18 protein-coding genes are annotated in these 25,625 nt (G+C 51.5%); 10 read left to right on the top strand and 8 right to left on the bottom strand.

The genetic code is table 11. The annotated features are described in order from the left end of the window. Together pgeF and clpB are read left to right on the top strand one after the other, a co-directional pair. On the top strand, positions 1-714 hold the full coding sequence (pgeF, locus tag ACSHSR_RS17005) for a peptidoglycan editing factor PgeF (protein WP_101059401.1): 714 nt from the start codon (positions 1-3) through the stop codon (positions 712-714). Positions 715-810: 96 nt separating this feature from the next. After that, entirely contained in the window at positions 811-3,384 is a 2,574-nt protein-coding gene (gene clpB / locus ACSHSR_RS17000; RefSeq protein WP_479630973.1) for an ATP-dependent chaperone ClpB, read from the top strand. A gap of 113 nt (positions 3,385-3,497) precedes the next feature. On the opposite strand, the gene ispB is transcribed toward clpB, so the two are convergent. Next, positions 3,498-4,469 carry an octaprenyl diphosphate synthase gene (gene ispB, locus ACSHSR_RS16995; RefSeq protein WP_345852240.1) on the bottom strand — a complete coding sequence of 324 codons (972 nt, stop codon included), beginning with the start codon at positions 4,467-4,469 and terminating at the stop codon, positions 3,498-3,500. Between the two features lie 273 nt (positions 4,470-4,742). Between ispB and rplU the strand changes: the two genes are divergently transcribed. The 8 genes from rplU (at position 4,743) to ACSHSR_RS16955 (ending at position 16,251) form a co-directional block, all read left to right on the top strand. Beyond that, the gene (gene rplU, locus ACSHSR_RS16990) at positions 4,743-5,054 is read left to right on the top strand and encodes a 50S ribosomal protein L21 (RefSeq protein WP_025012063.1); all 312 of its coding nucleotides are present in this window, start codon (positions 4,743-4,745) and stop codon (positions 5,052-5,054) included. A gap of 14 nt (positions 5,055-5,068) precedes the next feature. Then, a complete protein-coding gene (gene rpmA / locus ACSHSR_RS16985; protein ID WP_011760936.1) occupies positions 5,069-5,323 on the top strand; it encodes a 50S ribosomal protein L27 in 255 nt (84 codons plus the stop codon). A 134-nt stretch (positions 5,324-5,457) separates the two neighbouring features. Next, on the top strand, positions 5,458-6,624 hold the full coding sequence (gene cgtA, locus ACSHSR_RS16980) for an Obg family GTPase CgtA (RefSeq protein ID WP_025012064.1): 1,167 nt from the start codon (positions 5,458-5,460) through the stop codon (positions 6,622-6,624). 23 nt (positions 6,625-6,647) lie between these two features. Further along, the gene (locus ACSHSR_RS16975) at positions 6,648-7,409 is read left to right on the top strand and encodes a threonine/serine exporter family protein (RefSeq protein ID WP_025012065.1); all 762 of its coding nucleotides are present in this window, start codon (positions 6,648-6,650) and stop codon (positions 7,407-7,409) included. Beyond that, entirely contained in the window at positions 7,409-7,876 is a 468-nt protein-coding gene (locus ACSHSR_RS16970; protein ID WP_222943400.1) for a threonine/serine exporter family protein, read from the top strand. The genes ACSHSR_RS16975 and ACSHSR_RS16970 overlap by 1 nt, the downstream gene beginning before the upstream one ends. 23 nt (positions 7,877-7,899) lie before the next feature. Then, positions 7,900-8,382 (top strand): type 3 dihydrofolate reductase, encoded by a 483-nt coding sequence (gene folA, locus ACSHSR_RS16965; RefSeq protein WP_025890098.1) that lies wholly within the window; start codon positions 7,900-7,902, stop codon positions 8,380-8,382. A gap of 132 nt (positions 8,383-8,514) precedes the next feature. Continuing rightward, on the top strand, positions 8,515-8,904 hold the full coding sequence (locus ACSHSR_RS16960) for a DUF3718 domain-containing protein (protein ID WP_025012068.1): 390 nt from the start codon (positions 8,515-8,517) through the stop codon (positions 8,902-8,904). Positions 8,905-12,285: 3,381 nt separating this feature from the next. Then, on the top strand, positions 12,286-16,251 hold the full coding sequence (locus ACSHSR_RS16955; protein ID WP_208157897.1) for an NACHT domain-containing protein: 3,966 nt from the start codon (positions 12,286-12,288) through the stop codon (positions 16,249-16,251). A 281-nt stretch (positions 16,252-16,532) separates the two neighbouring features. Here the strand turns inward: ACSHSR_RS16955 and ACSHSR_RS16950 are convergent, their stop codons facing one another. The 7 genes from ACSHSR_RS16950 to lptD form a co-directional block, all read right to left on the bottom strand. Continuing rightward, a complete protein-coding gene (locus ACSHSR_RS16950; RefSeq protein ID WP_144161632.1) occupies positions 16,533-18,554 on the bottom strand; it encodes a methyl-accepting chemotaxis protein in 2,022 nt (673 codons plus the stop codon). A gap of 98 nt (positions 18,555-18,652) precedes the next feature. After that, on the bottom strand, positions 18,653-19,474 hold the full coding sequence (locus ACSHSR_RS16945; protein WP_479630972.1) for a symmetrical bis(5'-nucleosyl)-tetraphosphatase: 822 nt from the start codon (positions 19,472-19,474) through the stop codon (positions 18,653-18,655). Positions 19,475-19,487: 13 nt separating this feature from the next. Then, complete coding sequence (apaG, locus tag ACSHSR_RS16940; protein WP_025011370.1) at positions 19,488-19,868, bottom strand: Co2+/Mg2+ efflux protein ApaG; 381 nt, start codon at positions 19,866-19,868, stop codon at positions 19,488-19,490. 59 nt (positions 19,869-19,927) lie between these two features. Further along, a complete protein-coding gene (gene rsmA / locus ACSHSR_RS16935) occupies positions 19,928-20,734 on the bottom strand; it encodes a 16S rRNA (adenine(1518)-N(6)/adenine(1519)-N(6))-dimethyltransferase RsmA (protein WP_071237044.1) in 807 nt (268 codons plus the stop codon). A gap of 15 nt (positions 20,735-20,749) precedes the next feature. Further along, on the bottom strand, positions 20,750-21,736 hold the full coding sequence (pdxA, locus tag ACSHSR_RS16930; protein ID WP_025889251.1) for a 4-hydroxythreonine-4-phosphate dehydrogenase PdxA: 987 nt from the start codon (positions 21,734-21,736) through the stop codon (positions 20,750-20,752). A 5-nt stretch (positions 21,737-21,741) separates the two neighbouring features. After that, positions 21,742-23,046 carry a peptidylprolyl isomerase SurA gene (gene surA / locus ACSHSR_RS16925; protein WP_028781628.1) on the bottom strand — a complete coding sequence of 435 codons (1,305 nt, stop codon included), beginning with the start codon at positions 23,044-23,046 and terminating at the stop codon, positions 21,742-21,744. A 114-nt stretch (positions 23,047-23,160) separates the two neighbouring features. Then, positions 23,161-25,473 carry an LPS assembly protein LptD gene (lptD, locus tag ACSHSR_RS16920; protein WP_025011373.1) on the bottom strand — a complete coding sequence of 771 codons (2,313 nt, stop codon included), beginning with the start codon at positions 25,471-25,473 and terminating at the stop codon, positions 23,161-23,163. Positions 25,474-25,625: the final 152 nt, after the last annotated feature.

The following is a 25,625-nucleotide window of genomic DNA, read 5'->3' as shown; positions in this document are numbered from 1 at the left end:
ATGTACGGCTGCCACTGGCCGCTGCCGGCCAATGTCAGAATCGCCATGACCCAGCGTCATGGCGGTGTCAGCCAGCCGCCGTTTGACAGCCTGAATCTGGGGCTGCATGTGGGTGATGATCCCGCATCTGTGCAGGCCAACCGTGCTCTATTGGCAAAGCGGCTGGCTCTGCCCTGCGAGCCGGCATGGCTGGAGCAGGTACATGGCACAGAGGTGGTCGACCTGGCGCGTGACCCCCTAAGGATTGCCGATGGCAGCTATAGCGACAGCAAGGCGCATGTGGCCGTGGTGATGACCGCCGATTGCCTGCCCGTACTTCTGTGTGACAGTGCAGGCACCCAGGTGGCGGCGCTGCACGCCGGCTGGCGCGGCCTGTGTGATGGCGTCATCGAAGCGGGAATAGCCCGTTTTCGTCCCGGCTCCGAGCTTATCGCCTGCCTCGGACCGGCCATAGGCAAAACTGCCTTCGAAGTCGGCGGAGAAGTGCGTGCCGCTTTTTGCGATAAAGACCCCAGGGCCGACGACTGCTTTGTGGCCAAGGGGGACAAGTTTCTCGGCGATCTGCAGGGGCTTGCCAGGCTCAGATTGCAGCAGGCGGGTGTTCGGCAGGTATATGCCTTGGATGTCTGCACCTATAACAACAAAGACTATTTTTCCTACCGCCGAGACGGTCGTACCGGCCGTATGGCCTCGCTTATTTGGCTCACTGATTGAGTGGTTATTTCATTCGTCTGACTTGAAATTATTCAAAGCATCCCCATCTTTAAGCTAACAAAGTAATACCTTATTTTGAGAGTTTCAGGAGGCTGTATGCGACTCGATCGTATGACCAATAAATTTCAGCTTGCTATCTCGGATGCCCAATCTCTGGCTCTTGGCCGTGACCATCAGTTCATAGAACCCGTCCACCTGATGATGGCTTTGTTGAATCAGGATGGCGGTTCAATTCATCCGTTGTTGACCCAAGCCGGTATTCAGGTCAGCACTCTGCGTTCCCTGGTAAGCCAGGAACTGGAGCGCTTGCCACAGGTGGAAGGCACTGGCGGTGATGTCCAGCTATCCCAAGCGCTGATACGTTTGCTGAATCTGTGCGACAAGCTGGCACAGAAGCGCAAAGACAAATATATCTCCAGTGAGCTGTTTATTCTGGCAGCACTGGAAGGTAACGACACCCTGGCACAGTGCCTCAAGCAGGCCGGTGCCACCAAAGAGCTGATGGAGAAAACCATCGAAGCCGTGCGTGGCGGCCAGAAGGTGGATGACCCCAATGCTGAGGATCAGCGCCAGGCGCTGAAGAAATACACCATAGATCTGACCGAGCGTGCCGAGCAGGGCAAGCTGGATCCTGTTATTGGCCGTGACGATGAAATTCGCCGCACAGTGCAGGTATTGCAGCGCCGCAGCAAGAACAACCCTGTGCTTATCGGTGAGCCAGGTGTGGGTAAGACCGCCATTGTTGAAGGGCTGGCGCAGCGTATCGTCAACGGCGAGGTGCCCGAAGGCATCAAGAACAAACGGGTATTGTCGCTGGATCTCGGTGCTTTGGTGGCCGGTGCCAAATACCGTGGTGAGTTTGAAGAAAGACTCAAGGCTGTGCTCAACGAGCTGGCTCAGGAAGAGGGCCAGGTGATCCTCTTTATTGACGAGCTGCATACTATGGTGGGCGCGGGTAAATCCGATGGCGCCATGGATGCGGGTAATATGCTCAAGCCGGCACTGGCCCGCGGTGAGCTGCACTGTGTCGGTGCCACTACTCTGGATGAATATCGTCAGTATATTGAGAAGGATGCGGCGCTGGAGCGGCGCTTCCAGAAAGTTCTGGTGGATGAGCCCAGTGTCGAGGATACCATCGCTATTCTGCGTGGTCTGAAAGAGCGCTACGAGCTGCATCACCATGTGGAGATCACCGACCCGGCGATTGTGGCGGCGGCGACCATGTCCCACCGTTATGTGTCAGATCGTAAACTGCCGGACAAGGCCATCGACCTTATCGACGAAGCCGCTTCCAGCATCCGAATGCAGATAGACTCCAAGCCGGAGCCGCTGGATCGCCTCGAGCGCCGTATCATTCAGCTCAAGCTGGAAGAGCAGGCGTTGGCGAAGGAAAACGATGAGGCCAGTCGTAAGCGTCTCGAACACCTGCGCAGCGAGCTGGTGGAAGTGGAGCAGAAGGCGGCCGAACTCAACGAGATTTGGCACACAGAAAAAGCAGCGCTGGCGGGTACTCAACATATCAAGGCGGATCTGGAGCAAGCCAGACTGGATCTCGATGTGGCACGCCGCGCCGGTGATTTGACCCGGATGTCGGAGCTGCAATACGGCCGCATCCCAGAGCTGGAGAAACAGCTGGATCTGGCGTCTCAGGCCGAGATGCAGGATATGACCTTGCTGCGTAACAAGGTCACGGATGTTGAAATTGCCGAGGTACTTTCCAAGGCGACCGGGATCCCGGTTTCCAAGATGCTCGAAGGCGAGCGGGAAAAACTGTTGCATATGGAAGAGGCGCTGCATGAGCGGGTGATAGGTCAGGATGAGGCGGTCGATGCAGTGGCCAACGCCATTCGTCGTAGCCGCGCGGGTCTGGCCGATCCTAACCGGCCCATAGGCTCCTTCCTGTTCCTCGGCCCCACCGGGGTAGGTAAGACAGAGCTGTGTAAGTCGCTGGCCAAGTTCCTGTTTGACACAGAGAGCGCCATGGTGCGGATAGATATGTCCGAATTTATGGAGAAACACTCAGTCTCCAGGTTGGTCGGGGCGCCTCCGGGCTATGTGGGTTATGAGGAAGGGGGTTACCTCACCGAAGCGGTGCGCCGTCGTCCCTACTCGGTGATCCTGCTCGATGAGGTGGAAAAGGCACACCCGGATGTGTTCAACATACTGCTGCAGGTACTGGATGATGGCCGCCTGACCGATGGTCAGGGTCGTACTGTTGACTTCCGTAACGCCGTGGTAATTATGACCTCGAACCTGGGTTCCGACATTATCCAGGAGCAGTTCAGTCACCAAAGTTACGATGAGATGAAGGCTCAGGTGATGAATGTGGTGCAGCACCACTTCCGCCCCGAGTTCCTCAACCGGATCGACGAAACAGTGGTGTTCCACCCGCTGGAGAGCGAGCATATCAAGAGTATTACCGCGATTCAGGTCGAGTCGCTGCGCCAACGTCTGGCAGAAAAAGAGTTCGAGCTGGAGATCACAGATGCGGCTCTGAGCTTTATCGCCAGAGCCGGCTTCGACCCTGTGTATGGTGCAAGGCCGCTGAAGCGGGCACTGCAGCAAGAGGTGGAAAACCCACTGGCGCAAAAGCTGCTTAGAGGCGAGTTACTGCCAGGGCAGCCGATCAAGGTGGACTATCGCGACGACAACTTGGTGTTTGAGCAGTAATCACACCATAAACAACAAACCAAAAACAAAAAGGAGCGCTTTGAGCGCTCTTTTTTTGCTTGGGTTAAACAACAAATTCAACTGATGGGTTTTAATCCGTCGTCTTAAGCCTATCAGTGACTGCGGGCTACGGCGATTTTGGCTAGGCTTATCAGCGCCTGCTTGTAGTCGGACTCAGGCAGCACCGAAAGGGCTTCTATGGCCTTGTTAGACTCTTCATAGGCCCTTTGTTGGGTATATTCCAATGCGCCGCAGGTGTTGAGCGCATCTATTATCGCCTCGATATGCTCGGTGCCGTCACCTTGTTCAATCGCCTGGCGGATCATCTGCCGCTGTGGCTCTGTACCATGGGCGATGGCGTAGATGAGTGGCAGTGTGGGTTTACCTTCGGCTAGGTCATCACCTATGTTCTTGCCCAGCTCTTCGGCGTCGGCAGTGTAGTCCAGCAGGTCATCGGTTAACTGGAAGGCGGTGCCCAGGTATTTGCCATAGTCGGCCAGCGCCGTTTCCATTTCGCTGTCGCAGCCGGCCAGCACACCGGCAAGACGGGTTGCTGCTTCAAACAACTTGGCAGTCTTGCAGTAAATAACCCGCATATAGCTGGCTTCTGTGGTATCCGGATCGTTGCAGTTCATTAACTGCAGCACTTCACCCTCGGCCAGTACGTTAGTAGTGTTGGCCAGTACCTGCAGTACCTTCATCGACTCCAGCTCTGTCATCATCTGGAAAGAGCGGGTATAAAGGAAGTCGCCAACCAGCACGCTGGCACTGTTGCCAAACAGGGCGTTTGCGGTTTCCCGTCCACGGCGCAGAGTAGATTCATCCACCACATCGTCGTGAAGCAGCGAAGCCGTATGAATAAACTCTATAATAGCAGCCAGCTTCAGGTGTGCTTCACCACTATAGTCGAGTGATCTGGCCGCCAGAATCGACAGTAACGGCCGCATACGCTTGCCGCCACCGTTGATGATGTAGAACCCCAATTGATTGATCAGGGCAACATCAGATTCGAGTTGTTTGTAGATCAGTTGATTGACGGCTTGCATGTCGGCGTCAGCCAGCTGACGGATAGCAGTTAAATCCATAGTAGACTCTAGGTATGAAGGAACGCCGAATCGGCAGCTCCCGATAAGCTTAAATATTTTAATAGACCGAAGTTTACCTAAAATTAATGAACAAGACAGTAGCAGAGAGATCAATGTGCGAGTTAATCCGGTCTTTTTTTCTTCTTCGTCAATTAGGGCTTGCCAGTAAAGGATTCTTCGCGTAAACTCCGCGCCCATTGTCATTAAAGTTTTTGTAGCACCCAGCCTCATAGAGATGAGCCGGCGTGTTAAGAATTTCGGAGTAAAATAGCTATGTACGCTGTTTTTCAAAGTGGTGGTAAGCAACACCGTGTTGCTGAAGGCCATACTGTTCGTTTGGAAAAAATTGAAGTTGCCACTGGTGAGACTATCGAGTTCGATCAAGTTCTGCTGATCGCTGATGGTGAAAACGTCCAAGTGGGTACCCCTCTGGTAGCAGGTGGTAAAGTTGTGGCTACTGTTGTTAGCCATGGCCGTGGTGAAAAGGTAACTATCCAAAAGTTCAACCGTCGTAAGCACCACGAGAAGAAAATGGGCCACCGTCAGTGGTTCACTGAAGTTAAAATCACTGCTATCAACGCTTAATAGGAGTCTGACTCATGGCACACAAAAAAGCTGGCGGTTCTACTCGTAACGGCCGCGATTCAGAAAGCAAACGTCTTGGTGTAAAGCGCTTCGGCGGCGAATCAGTTCTGGCTGGTAACATCATTGTTCGTCAACGTGGTACTAAATTCCACGCAGGTGTTAACGTAGGTATCGGTCGTGACCATACTCTGTTTGCCCTGACTGACGGCAAAGTTAAGTTTGAAGTTAAAGGTCCTAACAACCGTAAGTTCGTTAGCATCGAAGACTAATCTTCAAACCAGAATTGCTTGAGCCCCGCCATTGGTGGGGCTTTTGTTTTGGGCGAAAGCCATAGTTTCTGTTTTTTGGCGCCTTGCAGGGTTAGGCAGTATAATTGCCCCATTCCGTGGTGCCAGGAGTATGTATGAAGTTTGTCGATGAGGCAGTGATCAGAGTTGAAGCTGGAGATGGTGGCAGTGGCTGCGTCAGCTTCAGACGTGAAAAGTACGTGCCGGATGGTGGTCCAGACGGTGGCGATGGTGGCGACGGTGGCAGTGTTTATCTGCAAGCCGACGAAAACCTCAACACCCTGATTGACTATCGTTTTGAGCGTTTCCATATGGCCGAGCGCGGTGAAAACGGCCGCGGCCGTGACTGTACCGGTAAAGGTGGCCAGGACTTGGTACTCAAGGTACCTGTGGGTACCCGGGCGGTTGATGAAGAAACCGACGAAGTGCTCGGAGACCTGACCAAGCATGGTCAGAAGCTGTTGGTGGCCAAAGGTGGTTTCCACGGTCTTGGCAATACCCGCTTCAAGAGCAGTGTTAACCGTGCCCCCAGACAAAAAACGCTGGGCACCCCCGGTGAAGTGCGTAGCTTGCGTCTTGAGCTGATGCTGTTGGCCGATGTGGGCCTGCTTGGTATGCCAAATGCAGGTAAATCGACCTTTATTCGGGCGGTTTCCCGCGCGACACCAAAAGTGGCCGATTATCCCTTTACCACCTTGGTTCCTAACCTGGGGGTAGTAAACCCACGTCCAGGGCAGAGCTTTGTAGTGGCAGATATCCCAGGGTTGATCGAAGGTGCCGCCGAAGGTGCCGGTCTGGGTATTCGCTTCCTCAAGCACCTTGAGCGTTGCCGTGTATTGCTGCATATCCTGGATATCGAGCCTATCGATGGTACCAGCCCGGCCGAAGCGGCCAAGGCGATTGTCACTGAGCTTGAAAAATACTCGCCCAAGCTGGCTTCCAAGCCACGTTGGCTGGTGTTCAACAAGACAGATCTGCTGCTGGAAGAAGAGCTGCAGGAAAGAGTCGACAGCATAGTCAAGGAGATGGGCTGGGAAGGGGATGTTTATACCATTTCGGCTTATACCCGTGAAGGCACCAAGGAACTGGCAGAAAAGCTCTATGACTTTATCAGCAGTCTGCCGGCGGAAGAGCAACAGCAAGATCCTGACGCCGATGTTGAGTTCAAATGGGACAACTACCATCAGGATAGCCTGGAAGATCTCAACGAAGACTATGATGATGAGTTCGACGATGACTTCGACGACGATGATTATGATGTTGAGGTTATTTACCAAAGATAATATCTGAGCGAGCCTGAACACCTGTGTACGCTGATACCCAAAACGATATCACCCGGCAGGTCGTCCGGGTTGCTCAGCTATTGCTGGCCTACGGCGCTGAATCTGAACTGGTTGAAGAGATCAGTCAGCGTCTTGGCCGGGCACTTGGCTTGGCCAGTGTCGAGCTATCCATCTCCTCCAATTCGCTGGTGCTCACCAGCTTGGTTTCCGGCCGTTGTATTACCACTACCCGGCGCATTCGCGAGCACGGCATCAATATGACAGTGGTGTGCGAGCTGCAACGCATTTGCCTGCTGGCCGAAAAAGGCCTCTATGGCCCCAATGAAGTCCGCAAACGCCTCGCCAGACTGCAACCCAAAACCTACCCCAAGTGGCTGCTTATCCCCATGATAGGCCTCTCCTGCGGCAGTTTTTGTCACCTGTTCGGTGGCGACCTGGCGGCATGCCTTTTCACCTTCTTTGCTTCTGTCATCGGTATGTTTGTGCGCCTGGCCATGGCGCAACGTCACTTCAATGTGTTGGTGAATTTTGCCGTGACTGCCTTTGTCACTAGCTTGGCCGCCCAGTTGGGGTATCTCTATCCTGTGACCCAAACCCCTGAGCTGGCGATGGCGGCCTCTGTGCTGATGCTGGTTCCCGGCTTTCCGATGATCAACTCGATATCGGATATGGTTAAAGGCCATATGAATGTGGGGATCTCCCGCTGGGGGCAGGCGACCTTGATGACAGTTTCCTCAGTGATAGGCATTACCATTGCCATGCAGCTTGGGGGGATTTTCCTGTGATGGACACTCTGTTGTTACTGCTGAATGATGCCTTTTTCTCGGCTATACCCGCCATGGGTTTTGCCATGCTGTTCAATGTTCCCAGGCGTTATCTGCTTTACTGTGCCCTGGCCGGGGCCATAGGCCACAGCTCACGGACCTTGATGTTGCAGTTTGGCTTGCCGATAGAGTGGGCCACCTTTGCCGCTGCCGCCATCATAGGCATGGTGACTATTGCCTTTGCCAAGCGTCATCTGGCACCGCCGCTGCTGTATGCCGTGGCGGCGATTATCCCTATGATCCCAGGCTCCTATGCCTACAACACTGTGATTGCCCTGGTGCAATTGACCGCCCAGTCACAGCTTAGTACCGAGCTGTGGGAACAGGTGGTCACCAATGGCCTGAAAACCGTGTTTATTCTCGGGGCTTTGTCTGTCGGTCTGGCCATGCCCAGCCTGTTGTATTTCCGTACCCGCCCGGTGATTTAATCCAATAATAACAAGGAGCGTATATGCGCATCGCCATGATTGCCGCCATGGCCCATGACAGAGTCATAGGTAAAGACAACCAAATGCCCTGGCATTTGCCGGAAGATCTGCGTCATTTTAAGCAGATGACTCTGGGAAAGCCGGTGGTGATGGGACGTAAGACTTTCGAATCCATAGGTCGTCCCCTGCCCGGGCGCCACAACATAGTGATCAGCCGCCAGAGCGACTATGCCCCGGAAGGTGTTACCCGGGTTTCTTCCTTCAAAGAGGCTGTGGAAGCGGCCGGAAACTGCGAAGAGCTGGTGGTGATAGGCGGCGGCCAGCTCTACCGGGAAATTCTGCCTCAAGCCGATACGCTGTATCTGACAGAGATAGACTTGCAAGTGGAAGGGGACACCCGCTTTCCCGAATGGGACGATGGCAGTTGGCAGCAAATTCACGAGGAAAGTGGCCATAGTGTAAATGGGTTGGATTTTCGCTTTATCAATATGGTGAGAAAATGTTAAATTGTGACGGACTTTTGAACCCTGAAACGTGAGTGGCGCCAGCCACGAGCCGATCCTTATGCCAAGAGTCCTCAGCAGATGCGTTTGCTGAGGACTCTTGGCATTAATAACAATTACAAAAAGGAGTGTCAGATGCGTCTGTTGCCCGTGGCCATTGCTGCGCTGATTGCTGTATCCTCAGTGTCAGTCCCCTCAACTGCTAAAGCCGAAGATCTGCTGGCTGCCAGTATCTGTGATTACGTCAAATCCAACGACAAAAACCGCCTGCGTAAGAAGCTGAAAGAGAACCGGATGAAGTTACGTAACATCTATTCCGGGATCTCCTGTGATGGCGAAAGCCTGCTGCGCACCGCCTATCACAGCAACGCCGAAGATACCGGCGAGTTTATTGCCAAGCGCTTGTCAAAGACCGAACTGGAAGTAGCGGAAGCCGATGGCAAGAGCATAGTCGACTGGGCCGAAGCCAATGGTTTTGGTGCCAGTATTATCACCCAAGCTATCAAAGAGCGCCTCGGTAGCTGAGGCTAGTATCTTTCTTTGCTCGATATAAAAGCCGGGTTTAATCCCGGCTTTTGCTATCTAACGCTATAACACTCGGGTTTTGGAAACCCATTGTTTTCTTGCTCCGAACAGCAGGTGTGCGAGAACCGTTGTTGAACGCCCTGAAGTCGTGGTGTAAATGCCTCCATGCACAATGGTCAGCTTTCCATCCTTGGCTCGCTCTCGAAAACATGGTGCTGCGCAACTCTCGCCGAGTCACAGGATTGCCTGTGCGAAAAGCGCACCGCAGGTGATGGGCAACTGCTTAGCCAGAAGCTAAGACCTAGTTTATTGGTGAGTCTTGGCTTAAAGCTATGTTAGCCGCTGTGCCAGCGGCCTAAAGTCGTGGAGCTTCGCCCACACCCGAGGAAAGGGGGCTGAATCGACTCGCCCCCTTTCCAAACCCCCAGCGACCCCCGACGTAGCCGAAATCCCCACTGGCTTATGAAGCAAATTGGCTACACTCAGGACTCGCATCCTTGCTCGACCTTCGAGCCTCGACATCCCTGTCTCGGCTACGCCAATTTGCAACAACGCCAGCGGCGGCTCCGAAGGGGGAATTGGTGCAATTCTTTTAGTACTGAGTAGCTTGAACTATTTGAAAGAGCTGCAGACATACACCTCATTTCCAGGCATAGGCGAAACTGTGACCTTCCGAGCCAGGGATGGCGAGGCAGAGCTTACAAGGACGTACTCGCAGCGAGTCACAGGATCGCCTGTGCGAAAGGCGCACCGCAGGTGATGGGCTACACCGTGGCTGGAAGCTCGGCCAGTACTAACTTAGAACTTTTAGCTTGGAGCTATGATAGCCGCTGTGCCAGCGGCCTAAAGTCGTGGAGCAAATGCATCCATGCACAAGGGCCAGTTCGCCATCCCTGGCTCTCGCTCGTAGCCAGTCGCTACGCGACACTCGCCGCCCCACACCCGACCAAGAGAGGATCTGCAGCAATCCCCTCTTGGATCTCCCTTGCCGCCCCACACGGTGTCGAAAGCCCCTCGGCCCAATGGCGCAAATAACTACCGCTTCAGACGCTCATCCCTGATTCGACTGGCGCTGCTTCGGCATCCATGCCTCAGCCACGTTATTTGCGCCAACGGCTTTCGGCGACACCGAGGGGGAATAGGTGCAATTCTGCAATCATAGCGTTGCTTGAAATTGCTTATATACCTACAGACATACACCCTTTTTCCAGGCGCAGGTGGAACTGTGACCTTCCGAGCCAGGGATGGCGAGGCAGAGCTTACAGGGACGTACTCGCAGCGTGTCACAGGATCGCCTGTGCGAAAGGCGCACCGCAGGTGATGGGCTACACCGTGGCCGGAAGCTCGGCCAGTACTAACTTAGGAACTTTTAGCTGGGAGCTATGATAGCCGCTGTGCCAGCGGCCTAAAATCGTGGAGCTTCGCCCCACACCCGACCAAGAGAGGATCTGCAGCAATCCCCTCTTGGATCTCCCTTGCCGCCCCCACACGGTGTCGAAAGCCCCTCGGCCTAATGGCGCAAATAACTACCGCTTCAGACGCTCATCCCTGATTCGACTGGCGCTGCTTCGGCATCCATGCCTCAGCCACGTTATTTGCGCCAACGACTTTCGGCGACACCGAGGGGGGAATTAGTGCAATTCTGTTAGCCCTGAGTAGCTTGAACCATTTGAAAGATCTGCAGGCATACACCTCATTTTCAGGCACAGGCGAAACTGTGACCGTCGAAAACAGGGACGTTTTCGTCGAGGCTACATGGACGTATTCACGCCGTGTCACAGGATCGCCTGTGCGAGAAGCGCATCGCAGGTGATTGGCTGCTGCTTAACCACGTTATTTGCGCCAACGGCTTTCGGCGACACCGAGGGGGGACTGGTGCAATTCTGTGAGAACTAACTTGTTTGAAGCTACCTATATGCTCACAGAAATACGCCCATATTCCAGGCATAGGCGGAACTGTGACCTTCCGAGCCAGGGATGGCGAGGCAGAGCTTACAAGGAGGTATTCGCAGCGAGTTACAGGATCGCCTGTGCGAAAGGCGCACCGCAGGTGATGGGCTACACCGTGGCCGGAAGTTCAGCCAGTACTAACTTAAGAACTTTTAGTTGAACGCTATATTAGCCGCTGTGCCAGCGGCGTAAAGTCGTGGAGCTTCGCCCCACACCCGAGGAAAGGGGGCTGTATCGACTCGCCCCCTTTCCAAACCCCCAGCGACCCCCGACGTAGCCGAAATCCCCACTGGCTTATGAAGCAAATTGGCTACACTCAGGACTCGCATCCTTGCTCGACCTTCGAGCCTCGACATCCCTGTCTCGGCTACGCCAATTTGCAACAACGCCAGCGGCGGCTCCGAAGGGGAGCTGGTGCAATTCTGCAAAAATAACGTTGCTTAAAATTGCCTATATTTCTACAGGCATACACCTCATTTTCAGGCATAGGCGAAACTGTGACCGTCGAAAACAGGGACGTTTTCGTCGAGGCTACATGGACGTATTCACGCCGTGTCACAGGATCGCCTGTGCGAAAGGCGCACCGCAGGTGATTAGCTACACCGTGGCCGGAAGCTCGGCCTGTACTTAGGTGGGACTATGACTGTCAAAAACAGAGAATAATGCAAACACCCAGTCAATTCTGTTGCAAAAACAACCCAAATCAGGGTTTTGTTGCCTTTGTCAAAACTTGACCTTTGGCTAATTGTTTTAACATTCAATGCTAGCTATTGTATAACCAATTCAAACGCTTAGTTTTAGCACTTCCTTAAGCTTAAGGCCGAGAGCAGCAGCGCTTTTCCGTTTTCAGCGGAATGCAGGGACGAACAGAGTTTGGACCCGTGCGGTAGCCATGGCGTTACTTAACGTTTTTTGTCGGGCCTGAGTTGTAGGGCCCTTGGTTTTAAGGCCCTTAGTTGCAGGGCTTGGAGCGCTTATGACAAGCGCCTAATAACTGATTTTCTATACAGTATTATTGCCGTTCCAGGAAAAATGCCGGAAATTTACAGCTAAGTTTGCGCGTTATTTCTGTAACATTTTAGAAAATAGCATTAAATTCATAAACTTAAAAATACAGCTGGTAGATAATAGGTTTGGAAACCGCGCATGCGCGGTTAGCTGCAAGGGATATTAGGACTAAACTCAATTATATCCAGCGAATACAAACAGATAGCGATGCGCGTTTACACTCCTCCGAGGACTAAAACGCGCATGCGCACTATACAGCTGTTATACGGCACCATTCCAGTGTGTGCGATCGACTCAAAGCGAACCATTAATTGAATCGTATTAGTGCTAATACAACTTTGCAGATTTTACGGTAAGCCGACGGGCGTAGATAATGCTAATGCTGTAATTAATGGAAAGAATAAATAATCGTAAGGAAGATCATTGTCAGAACAAGCTAAGAAAAACTTATCCGGCGGAAGTGCGACAGCTGGAGGCATAAATTTTCAGGCTGCAACGTCAGCAATTGTTTATTCTCATATACTTGATGGATCACCACTGAGTTGGCTTAACGGGCTCATTAATGATACTCCCATCGCCTTAGCAGCCGAGACTGGACAAGCTGGAGATGACATAGCTCTGGAATTCTCCAATGGCATGAGGGCAGAGGCTCAAGTTAAAAAAGGCTTAAACAAATCTAAACGGCTATGGGAGCCATTGATAGAGCTCGCAACAGCCATAAATGAAAAAAAGTTGGATTATGGGGTTTTAGTTGTCTGTCCTGAGAGCAGTAATAGCATTAAATCGGAGCTATCCAAAGACATTATTAGGGTTGGTCAAGGTCGGACAGATAACCTAAAAGATATTACTGTCGATTTTTTATCGAGATTAGATGCATACCAGCTACCACATGAAAATGTGTGCAAAAGAATACGGATAGTGGTATCAAATGCATTGCTATCTGACAGCTCATCTATCGAGTTAGCTAAAACCAAACTGGCTACAATATGTTCAAGTAGTGAAGAAGCTGAAAACGCCTGGTCCAAGCTTTATGAAGATGCTACTAGAATTATTGAGCTGAGGGGAAGACGAGATTGCTCAGACCTTCTCCAAATACTAACGAGTAATAGAGTATCTCTATCGAGTCACATCTCTAATCACTCGCCGATTCCATTTATCAACAAAATTGTAGTTTGGTCTAAATCAGCATACAGTCAATTCTCGATATTTGGCATTGATCAACCACTGTTAATTGACGAGTCTTGGATTCCCATTAAAACAATTGTTCAAGAGAATAACCCTGCAGTAATTGAAGATATAGAAGGAGCATTAAATAGTTATCATGAATGGGAGAAAAAATCGTCGTCTCGTGATGCTGTTGATGTCAACCCTACAACAATAGGTTTATATTTTCGTCTCTGTGTAATTGTTGCTGGCCCCGGTATGGGTAAAACAACATTACTTAAAAAGCTATTTCGAACTTACAATAGCCAAAATCGCCCTTCAATTATTGTTCGGCTTCCGCTACTAGTGGCAAGAATGAATCAAACCGGAGCTGGTTTCGAGGAAAGTATATTTAGTCTTGGCTTGGACACGGCTGGGATTACTGCCAAAGAAGCTATAGATTCTAATTTTAAAGACTGGGTTCTACTATTTGATGGATTAGATGAGTGTGGCCACCACCAGGAATCTATTAGCCAATCTATCGTAAATTACACGTCTAATTTTCCATCAATCAGAGTAATAATAACCACTAGGCCAGTTGGCTACCAAACAACGCTACTTAAAAAGTGGCGTCATTACGAAATGCTTCCTTTAGAAGAGCAGCAGGCACAAAATAATATTGAATTACTTATATGCAACTTATATGAAAATGAACAGGAAAAACTCGATAAGACAATAAAATTCCTTAAATCTGAATTAGAGAAAAGCAAATATAGTAAGGCAATTATTCGAAGCCCTCTGCTGATGGGATTAACAGTTAGTTTAGCCACCAAAAAAATATCCTTAGGAAAAACGAAAACAGAGCTATACAAGAACTTGTTTGAGCTCATTGAAGGCTCCCCATCCAATAGGCAGATTGACACAGATATCCCTACCGCAGTGCAAGACTATTTCATTAGTTATCTGGGTTGGCAACTAATCAAGCATCCAACAGCCAGTTTAGCTGTGATACTTAAGAATGTATCAAACCAGATTAAAAGTGAACTCGACTGCCCCCAGCTTAAAGCACGCTCCATCTGTGATAAATGCGCAAATTATTGGGAAGAAAGAGGGGTAATTGAAAAGATACACCACTCAAAAGACTCTCTATATACCTTCATTCATAAAACTTTTATGGAGTATGCTGCTGGAAGATACCTTGCAAGCCTCTCAGAAGATTTATTACTCCAAGAAATCTCCAGCTTGGACTACAGGCCTTCTGTCGAGGAAGTTTTGATTTTTGCAGGATCATTAGGAATAACAGATTCCATAGCAAATATCCTTCTCAATAATCACTACGAGAATAGAAAGAAGTCTCTCGATATGCTTCTTGAGATTACTGTGTCAGCGGAACATCCACCCAGTGAAAAAATAAGAGAGGCGGCCTTCCAAGAAGCTGTCAATAAAGTTATTTCATTGGACAAAAATGATGCTTATGAATACGCATCAAAGCTAGTAATTGCTTGCGATAACTTCCCTTTGGAAATAACAAAGTATACTGACCAGCATATTAACAGTAATCAGTATTGGACAAAGTTGTCGTGTATAACGTTTTCCCTTATAGCTGAAACCTATTCCGAGACAGAGGCTCTGATAGAGTTTTTGATTGACTTTTACAAACGAACCCGTGGCAGCAGTCTTTCATCGTCACTCTCAGGGGCATTGGTTTTAGGTAGTAACAGCTCAACATTGGTTAAAAATGCGTTTGTCAAAAGTGCTGTTAAACATATATTTAATAACTGCAGCCTAGAAAAGGCTAAGGACATTTTCTCCTCTACCATATTAAACAATGGCCATCAGAGCATGGGCCTTATCCAGGAACTCTATCACTTTTTTAAGAGTGTTGGGCATGTAGAGATTTCCAAGGAACTTTATAGATTTGACCACAATGCGCTACTAGATGGATTTAACAATCCAGAATTCAGAAAGAGAGATATTAAAGCAACTAAAGGCCTATGTGAGACGTTAATCATTCCCTCTTTTACTGGGGAAGCGAATTCAAGTAACAATGAGCTATTATTAGATCTGAGTGCATTCTTGTCTGCATCAAATTATGGGAATACCGTACTGTCCGATGTTCTTCACTGGCCAGAGAAATCATTCGATGATCCCATAAGAGAGGTATTTAAAGGTGTATCACTAGCTAGCGGTATCTCACGAACAGGATTACATCTTGACGCTACTGCATTATTAGAAACAATATCATCAAGTGATAGCTTTGATTCTCAACTGGCAATGTTTAATAGAACGGTTCACATTGATATCGAGCCAGATTGGGACTCAATACAGTACTCTGATTTGGATAGTGAAAAAATAGAGAAAGCTATGTACTGCGGCAGGAGATGGATAGCATGGCTTGCAGGCAACCTATTACTGAAACTTCATAATAATGAGGGCTTAAGTCGCCTTATTAAAAGGCTGCTTAAAAATGGCGAATATACTACCCTCTTGATTACGTCTTATATGATCCCATATTTAGATAACAATGATGAGGTTAGATCAACTATCCTGAACCGTCTAAAGGATAAGTTGATCCCCGGATGCCAGTTTTTATATGCTCCATTAGCAAAAGTTATCATCACCTTAGACCAAGATGTAATGGATGCAGTATCTAAAGGATTTTTTAATTCCGGACCAATAACTGCAATAGAAGCAGCAAAGCTAGCTGGAAAGTTTTCTGCCTCTGAAAATGATCACTTGTACAAAACTTTAATAGAAGCTTACACGTTTTGGATCGAGAATGAGGAACCATACCCTACTGAAGGGGGAGTAGTACCTGACAGTCCTCGGGAAGAGCTGCTCACGACTCTTCTCAAAATGAAAAAGCCTTCTAATAATGATCTCATGGGCTATCTATCGGACCCACGGAGAGATGTAAGGGATATCGCTGAAAATCACCTAATCTCTCGTATGGAGGCAGATACGTCACTGCGCGAAAAACTTATTAGCGCTACCAGGGAGGAAATTATAGATCCAATTTATCTGTCTAAAGCCATAAAAAAAAATACTGCTTTCAGTTCCCTGCAAATCGACTCTATATGTGAGATGATCAACCATGAAAATTCAAAGGTAAGGTATGCAGCTTTTAATATCTTACATACGAATCACGTTTCAAGCGAGATGTTAAGGAAGTGGCTGGAAGTCGCAATGAAAGATGCCAACGATGAAATTAGAGAGTCTGCTGTATTGCTTGAAAGTAGGCTCTAGTGAACGTCCGTTTTTGGTTGCATCAGATAGTTAGAGGGGGAGTTAAAGTGACGTATAACAAGGCGCTGCTGTCGGACAAATTTTCCGCTACGCTCCAATTTTGCCGCAGAGCGCGGCGTTATTCACCGCATTCGGGCTCCCAGCCCATCCCCGCTGCAGGCAATGAAACATCCGTCACCGGAAGCCCAATCAATTTTATTTGGCTATTTTGAGCTGAAAGTTATGTCGGCCGTCGTCCCCGCGACAAAACGTCCTGGGGAGGGTGGCCGATGGTTTTAAGGTTAGACTTTGAACTCGCCAACCGAAGCCTGCAACTCTTCGGCGAGTTGTGCTACCTGATGGCTGGATTGGGCGGTCTGATCGGCGCCTGAGGCGGTTTCTTCCGATATCAGTGCAATATGTTCCAGTTTTTCTGAAACCTGCTGGCTGACCAGGTTCTGTTCCTGAGCGGCGTTGGCGATTTGGGTTCCGGCATCGAAAGCCTGATGAACAGATTCGCTGATGGCTTCCAGAGCTTGATTGGCTTGCTCTGTCTTGGCGACGCAGGAGTTGGCCTGGGCGCGGCCTTGTTCCATGACAGCGACCGCCTCTTGGGTGCCTGTTTGCAGCACCTGGATCATCTGCTGGATCTCCTGGGTCGACTCCTGGGTGCGGGATGCGAGGTTGCGTACCTCATCGGCCACAACGGCAAAGCCGCGTCCCTGTTCACCGGCCCTGGCGGCCTCGATGGCGGCATTGAGTGCCAGTAGATTAGTCTGCTCGGCAATGCCGCGAATCACATCCAGAATCGAGCCTATGGCATCACTGTCGGAATGCACCTTGTTGATCACTTGCCCTGCCTTGGCGACTTCTTCGGCCAGCGCTTCTATGGTGCGGCGGTTTTCTTCGGCAATCATCCGCATATGCTGGGCTTCTTCATCGGCCTGTTTAATCTGGTTCAGCGCGTGGTCGGCGCTGTGGGATACCTGCTGGGCACTGGAGCTCAGCTCTGTGGTAGCCGTGGCCACTTGATCCACCTGGCTCTTCTGCTCCTGGATCCCGATAGTGGTTTGTGAGGTAACCGCCGAGGTTTGTTCGGCAGCGGCTGCCAATTGGTTGGATCTATCCAAAATGCCGCGAATAAGACCTCTGAGACTGTCGATAAGGCGGTTGCAGTTGCGGGAAAGCTCGGCAAACTCATCCTGACCAGAGTCATCTAGCTTATGGGTCAAGTCACCGGAAGCTAGGATGTTCAATGCCTGATTGATACGGTTGAGTGAGGCGGTCAGTGGTTTCACCACGGCAATACTCACGGCTATGGCAACCACTATCGCCACAAGCACCACCAATAGGGTCTGCATACTGGCCGAGTCGATACTGGCCAGGGTTTTGGCGTTAATCTCGTTGGTCAGGGTTTCGATGGCACCGGAAAGAGCCCCCATTGCCTGATTGACGTTCTTCTTGTCGGTTTCCACTTGATTCAGCGCCACTTGAGTACTGGCTTTGAGCTCAAGTTGGGTCGCTTTCTGGGCCTGAATCGAGTTTTTGCCCTTAAGATGTTGGCTGAGTTTGCCAAGCTCGCTGTTCATTTCGTTGAGCACGTCGGCATCGATGACACCGGCGCCATGGCGACTGATGTACTCCAGCTTGGCCTCGGCTTCATTGATGATATAGCTAAGTTCTTTGACTATGATTTCGTACTTGCTGCGCTCTTCGGTGGCGACCAGATCGTAAACAGTACTGATCACATTGGTGACATTGCTGTCCAGAGCGGCGGCGGAAGCGGCAATCTCCCGCTCAGTTGTGTCCTGGCTCTGCTCCAGATCCATCAGATCCAGCAGCAGACTGGCAGCATCATCAGCGGTTGTTTCCAGCTGATCCCGCTGTTTATTGAGGTTTTCCTGTTGCTCCAGGGCGCTGAGGTGGTCGGCCATCATGCGTTCGCTGGTGTTGATAAAGGCCTGATAATTACGCTCTACCTGGGGCAGGATCTCTTTGAGCCCGGGCTCGTGCTGTACCAGCTTTGACAGACTGGCAAATTGCGCCTTGAAGTTTTGCTTTTGACTGGCAAACTGCTGTTGGATAGGCGGGAGTTTATTGGCCTTGGTGACATGGTAACCCACCAGAACCAACCTTTGCTGCTCGCTGAGGGTTTCGCCCAGCTCGCCGGTTGATTTGAGTGCCGGGATACTCAGTTGCTGTAGAACTTCGGTGGTGTTTTTCAGCTCATTGTTGGTGAACCAGGAAACAGCACCAAGCAGGATCAATAGCAGGGTGACTACGGCAAACCCTGCTATGACTCGGGTCGCTACATTCAACTTCATAGGCTACTCCGGAAAAGGTTATGGTTTTTCTCTTGGGAAAAATCTTTTAGTTTTCATGGGCACGTTACCAGATGGTTATCGGCCGACGTCCGCTAAGTTTAACCTTTTTTTAACCTAGGTTGGGTAATTTTTTGATCTGATTCCAGGTGCCAGAGTGTCAGGTATTCTCCCCAGCAACAGCCGGTGTCCAGCGCCTGCAGTCTTTCGCCTTCGACCTTGCCCATCAGGGCGGCCCAATGGCCAAAGACCCGGGTGTAGTCAGCGGTGCTGGATGGGAATAAAAACCAGGGTTTGAGATTGGGGTCTTCACATTTGGCCGGCGGCACCTTGCAGCTGAAATCCAGCGTGCCGTCGAGATAGAGGTAACGCATCCGGGTCAGGGCGTTGATACAGTACCTGAGTCTGGGCAGGCCGCTGAGCTCACCGGACCAATCTTCCGGCTCTTCTGTGTACATCCTGGCGATGAGACTGTCTAAATAGTCGGCTCTTTGCAATGCCTGGCTGACGGCGCCTGCTTCCTGGCGTAAGGTTTGGATATCCCACTGGGGCGGCACGCCCGCATGGGTCATGATGAGTTTGTGCTCGGGCAGTTCGCGCATCAGGGGCTGGGTTCTAACCCAGTCGATGAGGCTGTCGATATCAGCGGCTTCCAACAGTGGTTGCAGCTTGTCGCTGGGTTTGACCCGTTTGAGCCCGGCCTTGACCGCCAGCAGATGCAGATCATGGTTACCCAGTACCGACTTGGCCGAATCGCCGAGATCGCGGAAGAATCTCAAGGTCGAGAGAGAATCCGGACCGCGGGCGACCAGATCGCCGACCGCCCAAAGTTCGTCCTTGGAGGGATTGAAATCGACTTTCTCCAGCAGGCGTTGCAACTCGTTGAAACAGCCCTGAATATCGCCGACAAAATAGTGAGCCACTGTTATCTGCCCATCAGTGTACCTGGCCGGGTACGGCCAGGCGGAAAGGAGGGATCTGGGCGTAGAAACTCTCGCCCGCATCGGTTTCCATCAGGTAACGGCCTTCCATAAAGCCCAGCGGCGTTTCCAGCACTGTGCCGCTGCTGTATTGGTAGGCAGTATTGGGCTTGATCCTCGGGGTTTCACCGACGACACCGGCGCCCTGAACCTCGCTCTGTTGGCCATTGCCATCAGTGATCACCCAGTGACGACTCTTGAGGGTCGCCGCCTCATCACCCAGATTGATAATGGTGATGGTGTAACTGAAAAGATACTTGTCTTCATCCGGCGCAGACTGGTGTTCTATGTACTGGGTCTGTACCTCGACTCTGATACGGCTTTTCTGGGGATTCATCTTAAGTTCCTGGCCAAAATCTCTGATGGAAAGGAAGGACGCCGCCCGGCGTCCGGATGTTACGCCTGGCGGTCGCTCAGCAAGTTGGCGATGGCAACATACTGCTCGACACTAATCTGCTCGGGTCTGAGGCCAGGATCGATTCCCAGGGTCTCATAATCGGCATCATCAAGCAGCCCCTTGAGGTTATTTCTCAGGGTCTTGCGGCGCATGTTGAAGGCGGTGCTGGTTACCTTGCCGAGCATGGCAACGTCTTTGGCCGGCCAGGGTTTGGTTTCATAGGGTACCAGACGCACCACGGCGGAATCGACCTTAGGTGGCGGCGTGAAGCTGCCCGGAGGCACTTCCAGTACCGGTACTACCTGGCAATAGTATTGGGCCATGACTGTGAGGCGGCCATAGGCCTTGCTGCCCGGACTGGCTGAAAGCCGCAACACCACCTCTTTTTGCAACATAAAGTGCATGTTGGTGATCTGCTCGGCATATTCGAACAGATGGAACATCAGTGGTGTGGAGATATTGTATGGCAGGTTCCCAAAGACCTTGAGCTTCTTGCCCTCGACCATGAGTTTGTTGAAGTCAAACTGCAGGGCATCGCCCTGATGAATTTCCAGCTTGTCTTTCAGCACAGGATGCTGCTTCAGGCGTTCTACCAGATCTCTGTCCAGTTCGACCACGGTCAGCTTGTCTATGGCACTGGCCACAGGTTCGGTCAGGGCCGCCAGACCCGGGCCGATTTCGACCATGACATGCTCATTATCCGGGGCGATAGCCGCCACAATACGGTTGATCACATTGTCATCGGTCAGGAAGTTTTGTCCGAAACGTTTTCTGGCGGTATGGCCTAAGTGTACTTTATTGCTCATTGATACTCAGTTGGATCAGTTTTTGCCGGCCAGTTCTATGGCCTTGTTGAGTGCACAGACGAAGCTGCCGATATCGGCCTTGCCTGTGCCTGCGAGTTCCAGCGCCGTGCCGTGATCCACCGAAGTGCGGATATAGGGCAGGCCCAGAGTGATGTTTACCGACTTGCCAAAGCCCTGTGACTTGAGCACAGGCAGGCCCTGGTCGTGGTACATGGCCAGCACCACATCGGCGTCTTGCAGATACTTGGGTTGGAACAGGGTATCGGCAGGCAGAGGGCCTATGATACGCATCTGTTCTTGCTCTCTGAGCTCGTTCAGCGCCGGGATGATTACATCAAGCTCTTCCCGTCCCAGATGGCCATCTTCACCGGCATGGGGGTTAAGGCCACAGACATAAATCTTGGGGTTGTCCAGGGCAAACTTATTCACCAGATCCTGGTGCAGTATCCTGATGATCTGATGCAGGCGTTCACGAGTGATCGCTTTGGAAACGTAAGCCAGTGGAATGTGAGTGGTTACCAGGGCTACCTGCAGGCCGGGGCAGGCGAGCATCATCACCACATCCTGACAACCGGCCTGATGGGCAAAGAACTCGGTATGGCCGGAGAAGGGGATCCCGGCCTGATTGATAATGCCCTTGTGTACCGGACCTGTCACCACGGCATCAAACTCGCCGTTCATATTCTTCTCACCCGCATAACGCAGGGTGTCGACCACATAGGCGCTGTTTTGCTCATTGAGCACGCCGCAGCGAGGTTCACAGGCCATGGGGAAGGGCACTATGGTCAAACTACCGGCTTGCTGTGGCTTGGCCGCTTGGCTTGGCTGATAAGGCTTGAGCTGGAGACTGAGCCCCAACATCTTGGCGCGCGCCTGCAACAAGGCAGGATCCGCGCACACGACCAGCTCGGCCGGCCAGTCGCGCTGCGCCAGCTGTACTACCAGATCCGGGCCTATGCCGGCAGGCTCTCCGGGAGTAATGGCAATACGTTTAATGTCCAAGCGACTTAACCTCTGTCAGTTTCTGGGTCGAAGAGTTCAATGTATGCGTCGGCCCGCATTTCGTCCAGCCAGTTTTGTAACTCTTCGTTGAATTTGCGGCGGAAGATCAACTGATGCGCACGGTTGGTGTTGAACTGATCTGTGGCATCTGTTTTGCGTCTCTCTTCCAGCTGAGTGATGTGCCAGCCATGAGTTGAACGGAACGGCTCACTGATTTCACCCTGCTTCAGGCTGTTGAGTGTCTGCGCGAACTCGGGCACATAAATGCCGGGATCGGCCCAACCCAGCTCACCGCCTTTGGTGGCACTACCGGGATCTTCCGAGTACTGACGCGCTAGATCTTCAAACTTGGCTTCGCCGCTGCGGATCTGTTTGAGGAACTGCTGCAGCATCGCCTTGGCTCTGTCTTCAGACAGGATCGGTGACGGCTTGAGCAGGATATGGCGGGCTCTGACTTCCTCGACTTCTTTGGTCTGCAGGCCGCGGGCGTCCATGATCTTGATGATATGGAAACCGGCACCACTCTTGATAGGGCCTATGATGTCGCCTTTCTTGGCATCTGTGATCACTTCGGCAAACAGGGTAGGCATCTCATTGATGTTCATGTAATCCCAGATACCGCCTTCCAGTGCCTTGGGGCCGGCGGAAGAAGCAATGGCGGTTTCACGGAAGTCGGCACCGGATTTCAGGCGCTCCAGCACGGCATTGGCACGCTTGCTGGCTCCTTCCAGTTGCTCTGAAGTGGGGTTGGAAGGCACTTCAATCAGAATGTGGCCAACCTGGTATTCCACGTCTTTCAGGCCCTGTTCCTTGATCAGCTTCACCAGGTTATTGATTTCCTGGGGTGAAACCTGAATTCGGCGCTGTACTTGAATACGCTGGATCTCGCCTATGGTTACTTCTTCACGCAGTTGCTCGCGGTATTGGCTGAAGCTGCTGCCATCGGCTTCAATTTCGGCGCGCATCTGGGCGACAGTCATGTTCTGTTGCTTGGCAATGTTTTCTATGGTTTGGTCCAGCTGCAGATCCCCGATATGCAGGCCGATACGGTCGGCCATCTGCAGTTGCAGACGGGTGAGGATCAAACGCTCAATAACCTGAGTGCGCAGCGCCTGATCCGAAGGCAGACTCTGGCCGGCGGCCTTGGCGTTGGCCTTAACAGTGTCGACCATGTTCTGGACTTCGCTTTCCAGCACTATGCCGTCGTTGATCTGCACTGCAACGCGATCCAGCAGCTGTGGTGCTGCCAGGGCAGCCTGGCTCATGACTAGAGCAAAAAATCCAAAAATCAGTTTCTTACAGGGTTTCATCCACAAAATCCTTGCCACATTTTCGTTTCGTTGGCCGCCGATGGCAGCGGCCTGGGTTGTCCAGATTGGACTCTCTGTCCCGTCCGAGGTTCAGCAATCTACCACAAATCTTGATTAATTCCTCAGATAAAGTGGTTTGCGGTAGTTGAACAGACCTTCATCCAGCATGTCGCTGACCCCCAGTGGGCCTGAGCCGCCGAGGCCTTTGATCACAAAGTTGAGGTAGACGCCGGTTTCGAACATCTCACGCTCGTTGAGCACTGCATTCTTGAGGTCGTCCTCGTAATTGGTCTTGATACGGTAGTGGTAGCTCAGACGCACTGCCCAACAGCATGACTCGTACTGGAAGCCGGTATAGGTTTCCACCGAACGTTCCTCTTTGAGATCGTAATACCAGTTGCCGACAAAATAGAGGCTGTCGGTAATTGGCCAGGTGGTACGGACACCGGCCTGAGAGATATCCACTCTGTCATTGGTGTTGCTGTTGAGCAGATCCGGCACGTAACGGTAGCTGAATTGCAGCAGCTTGTTGGGGCCGGGGCGGTAGTCCAGGGTTGCTTCACTCTTCTTGTTGGAGCTATAACGGGTGTCGTATTGAATAGCACCACTGACAAACCAGTCTTTGTAGATTCTGGCATCCAGCTCGGCGGCCAGTACCGAAGTGGACGGCTGCTCAGTGAGTTCATTCTCATAGAGGCTGACCTTACTGTCGTCGAAGTAGATGATCTGGCCCAGGCTGAATTTCAGCTGTTCCAGGTTACGCTCATCAAACAGTCGGGTGGTCAAACCCAGAGTCAATTGGTTGGCATCGGCGATACGGTCCAGACCCGAGAAGCGGCGGTCGCGGAACAGGCCAAAATAGTCCTGCTGCAGTTCACCTGTGTCGTAGAGACCGATATTGGACTGATCTTCATAGCCGACATACAGGTATTGGAACTGAGGCTCCAGCGTCTGGCGGTAGTTCTGGTTGAAGTATTCGGTATAACGCTCGAAGTTTATCTGACCGTGAACCCTCACCTGAGGTAAGGTGCGGCTGACACTGTCATCCAACTCGGGCTGCTGGATATTGTGCTGCCAGTAGTTGGTCTGCATCAGCTTGACTTCACTGGTCAGCGACCCCGCCGGGCCATGGATTGGCAGACGAATGCTGGGCTCCATATGTACCCGGCTGGCGGTGGTGTAAATATCTTCTTTATGACGGAAGTTGGTTATCTCGGAGGCGAAGCTGAAATCCAGGCCTTCCCACACCCCAGGGGTTCGGTAGTTGAAGTTCAGCTGTGGCATCACCTGATAAGGACGCTCTTCCTTGCCCAGTACCTTGATGTCCTGCACTCTGGCACTGAAGTCCCAGTTGTCGGTGAAGTAGGCGATTTCGCCAACCCGGGATAACTGGTTGTCCGTGGCGCGATTGACATCGGACTTGAGATCGTTGAAGTAGTTGTTGTCCGAGACATCGGTATAGTTGGCCAGTACTCGCCAGTTTTCATCCAGGGCATCGCTGTGCTCCCAGTGATACATATAGCGGTTAGGACTGCCATCGAGCATGTTATCGCTGCCCAGATATTCGAGGTTAAACTGGCCGGTAGGCGTTTGCCGGTCGCCGGGATCGCCCAGCAGATAGCGGAATTCTGTCTTGGTAAACAAGCCCCGCGACGACATATAGTGCGGGGTAAAGGTCAGATCGTACTCAGGCGCTATGTTCCAATAAAACGGGGTGGCGATTTCGATCCCGTTGGTGGTGCTGGAACTAAAGCTGGGGAACAGGAAACCTGTCTTGCGTTTCTCCGAAACCGGCACTGTCATATAGGGAATATAGAATACCGGCACGCCACCTATTCTGAGTTTGGCATCCCAGATCTCCCCCCACTCTTCCTTGCTGTCGATTTTGATCTTCTCGGCTTCCAGCAGCCAGGAGACATTATCCGGTGGGCAAGTGGTGAAGTTGGTGTTGTTCAATACCAGGTTGTTGTTCTGGGTAATTTCCAGTTTCTGGGCGTCACCGTGAACTTGCTGGCCGTGGAGCCAGTACTGAGCGCCTTCCAGGGTGGCGTTGTTGGAACGCATCTGCGCCATCAGCGAGTCGGCGGTCACGGTAAACAGCGGGTCTTGAAACACCAGGTTGCCCTGAGCGGTTAACTGCTGCTCCTGCTGGTTGACCGTGGCTCTTTCGGCGGAAATTTTGCGCCCGGCCTGAGAAAAGGTCACATTGCCTTCGAAGGTCGCCTCGCGTCCCAATTGCGCCGAAGAGGCGTCAGAATGGATCTGTATTTTTTGATCGGCCAAAGGGCCGCTGCTTTCCCCATCCTGATGATAGGGAACCGGAGGCAAGATAACACATTGAGCGTTGTTGCCGCCCTCCTGAGGAAGGGTTTCAGCCAGCGTCAGGGGAGGTAAAAGGCTCAATGCCAGAAAATATCGGATCTGCATCTTAGGTCAATTATTTAGATTTCTTTGTCTGGACAAGTTTCGGAGGGAAAAGTTGCATCCTGCCTCGGGCAACGCAGCCATAAAAAACTCTGTATTTATTGGCTGTTTCCTGTTTTTTACCTCGGTATAATAAAGCAATTTTTCGTCAAGAG

This window comes from Shewanella sp. VK101, assembly GCF_056497865.1.
The sequence above is the reverse complement of the archived record's forward strand: the minus strand, read 5'-3'. Positions and strand labels throughout refer to the sequence as shown.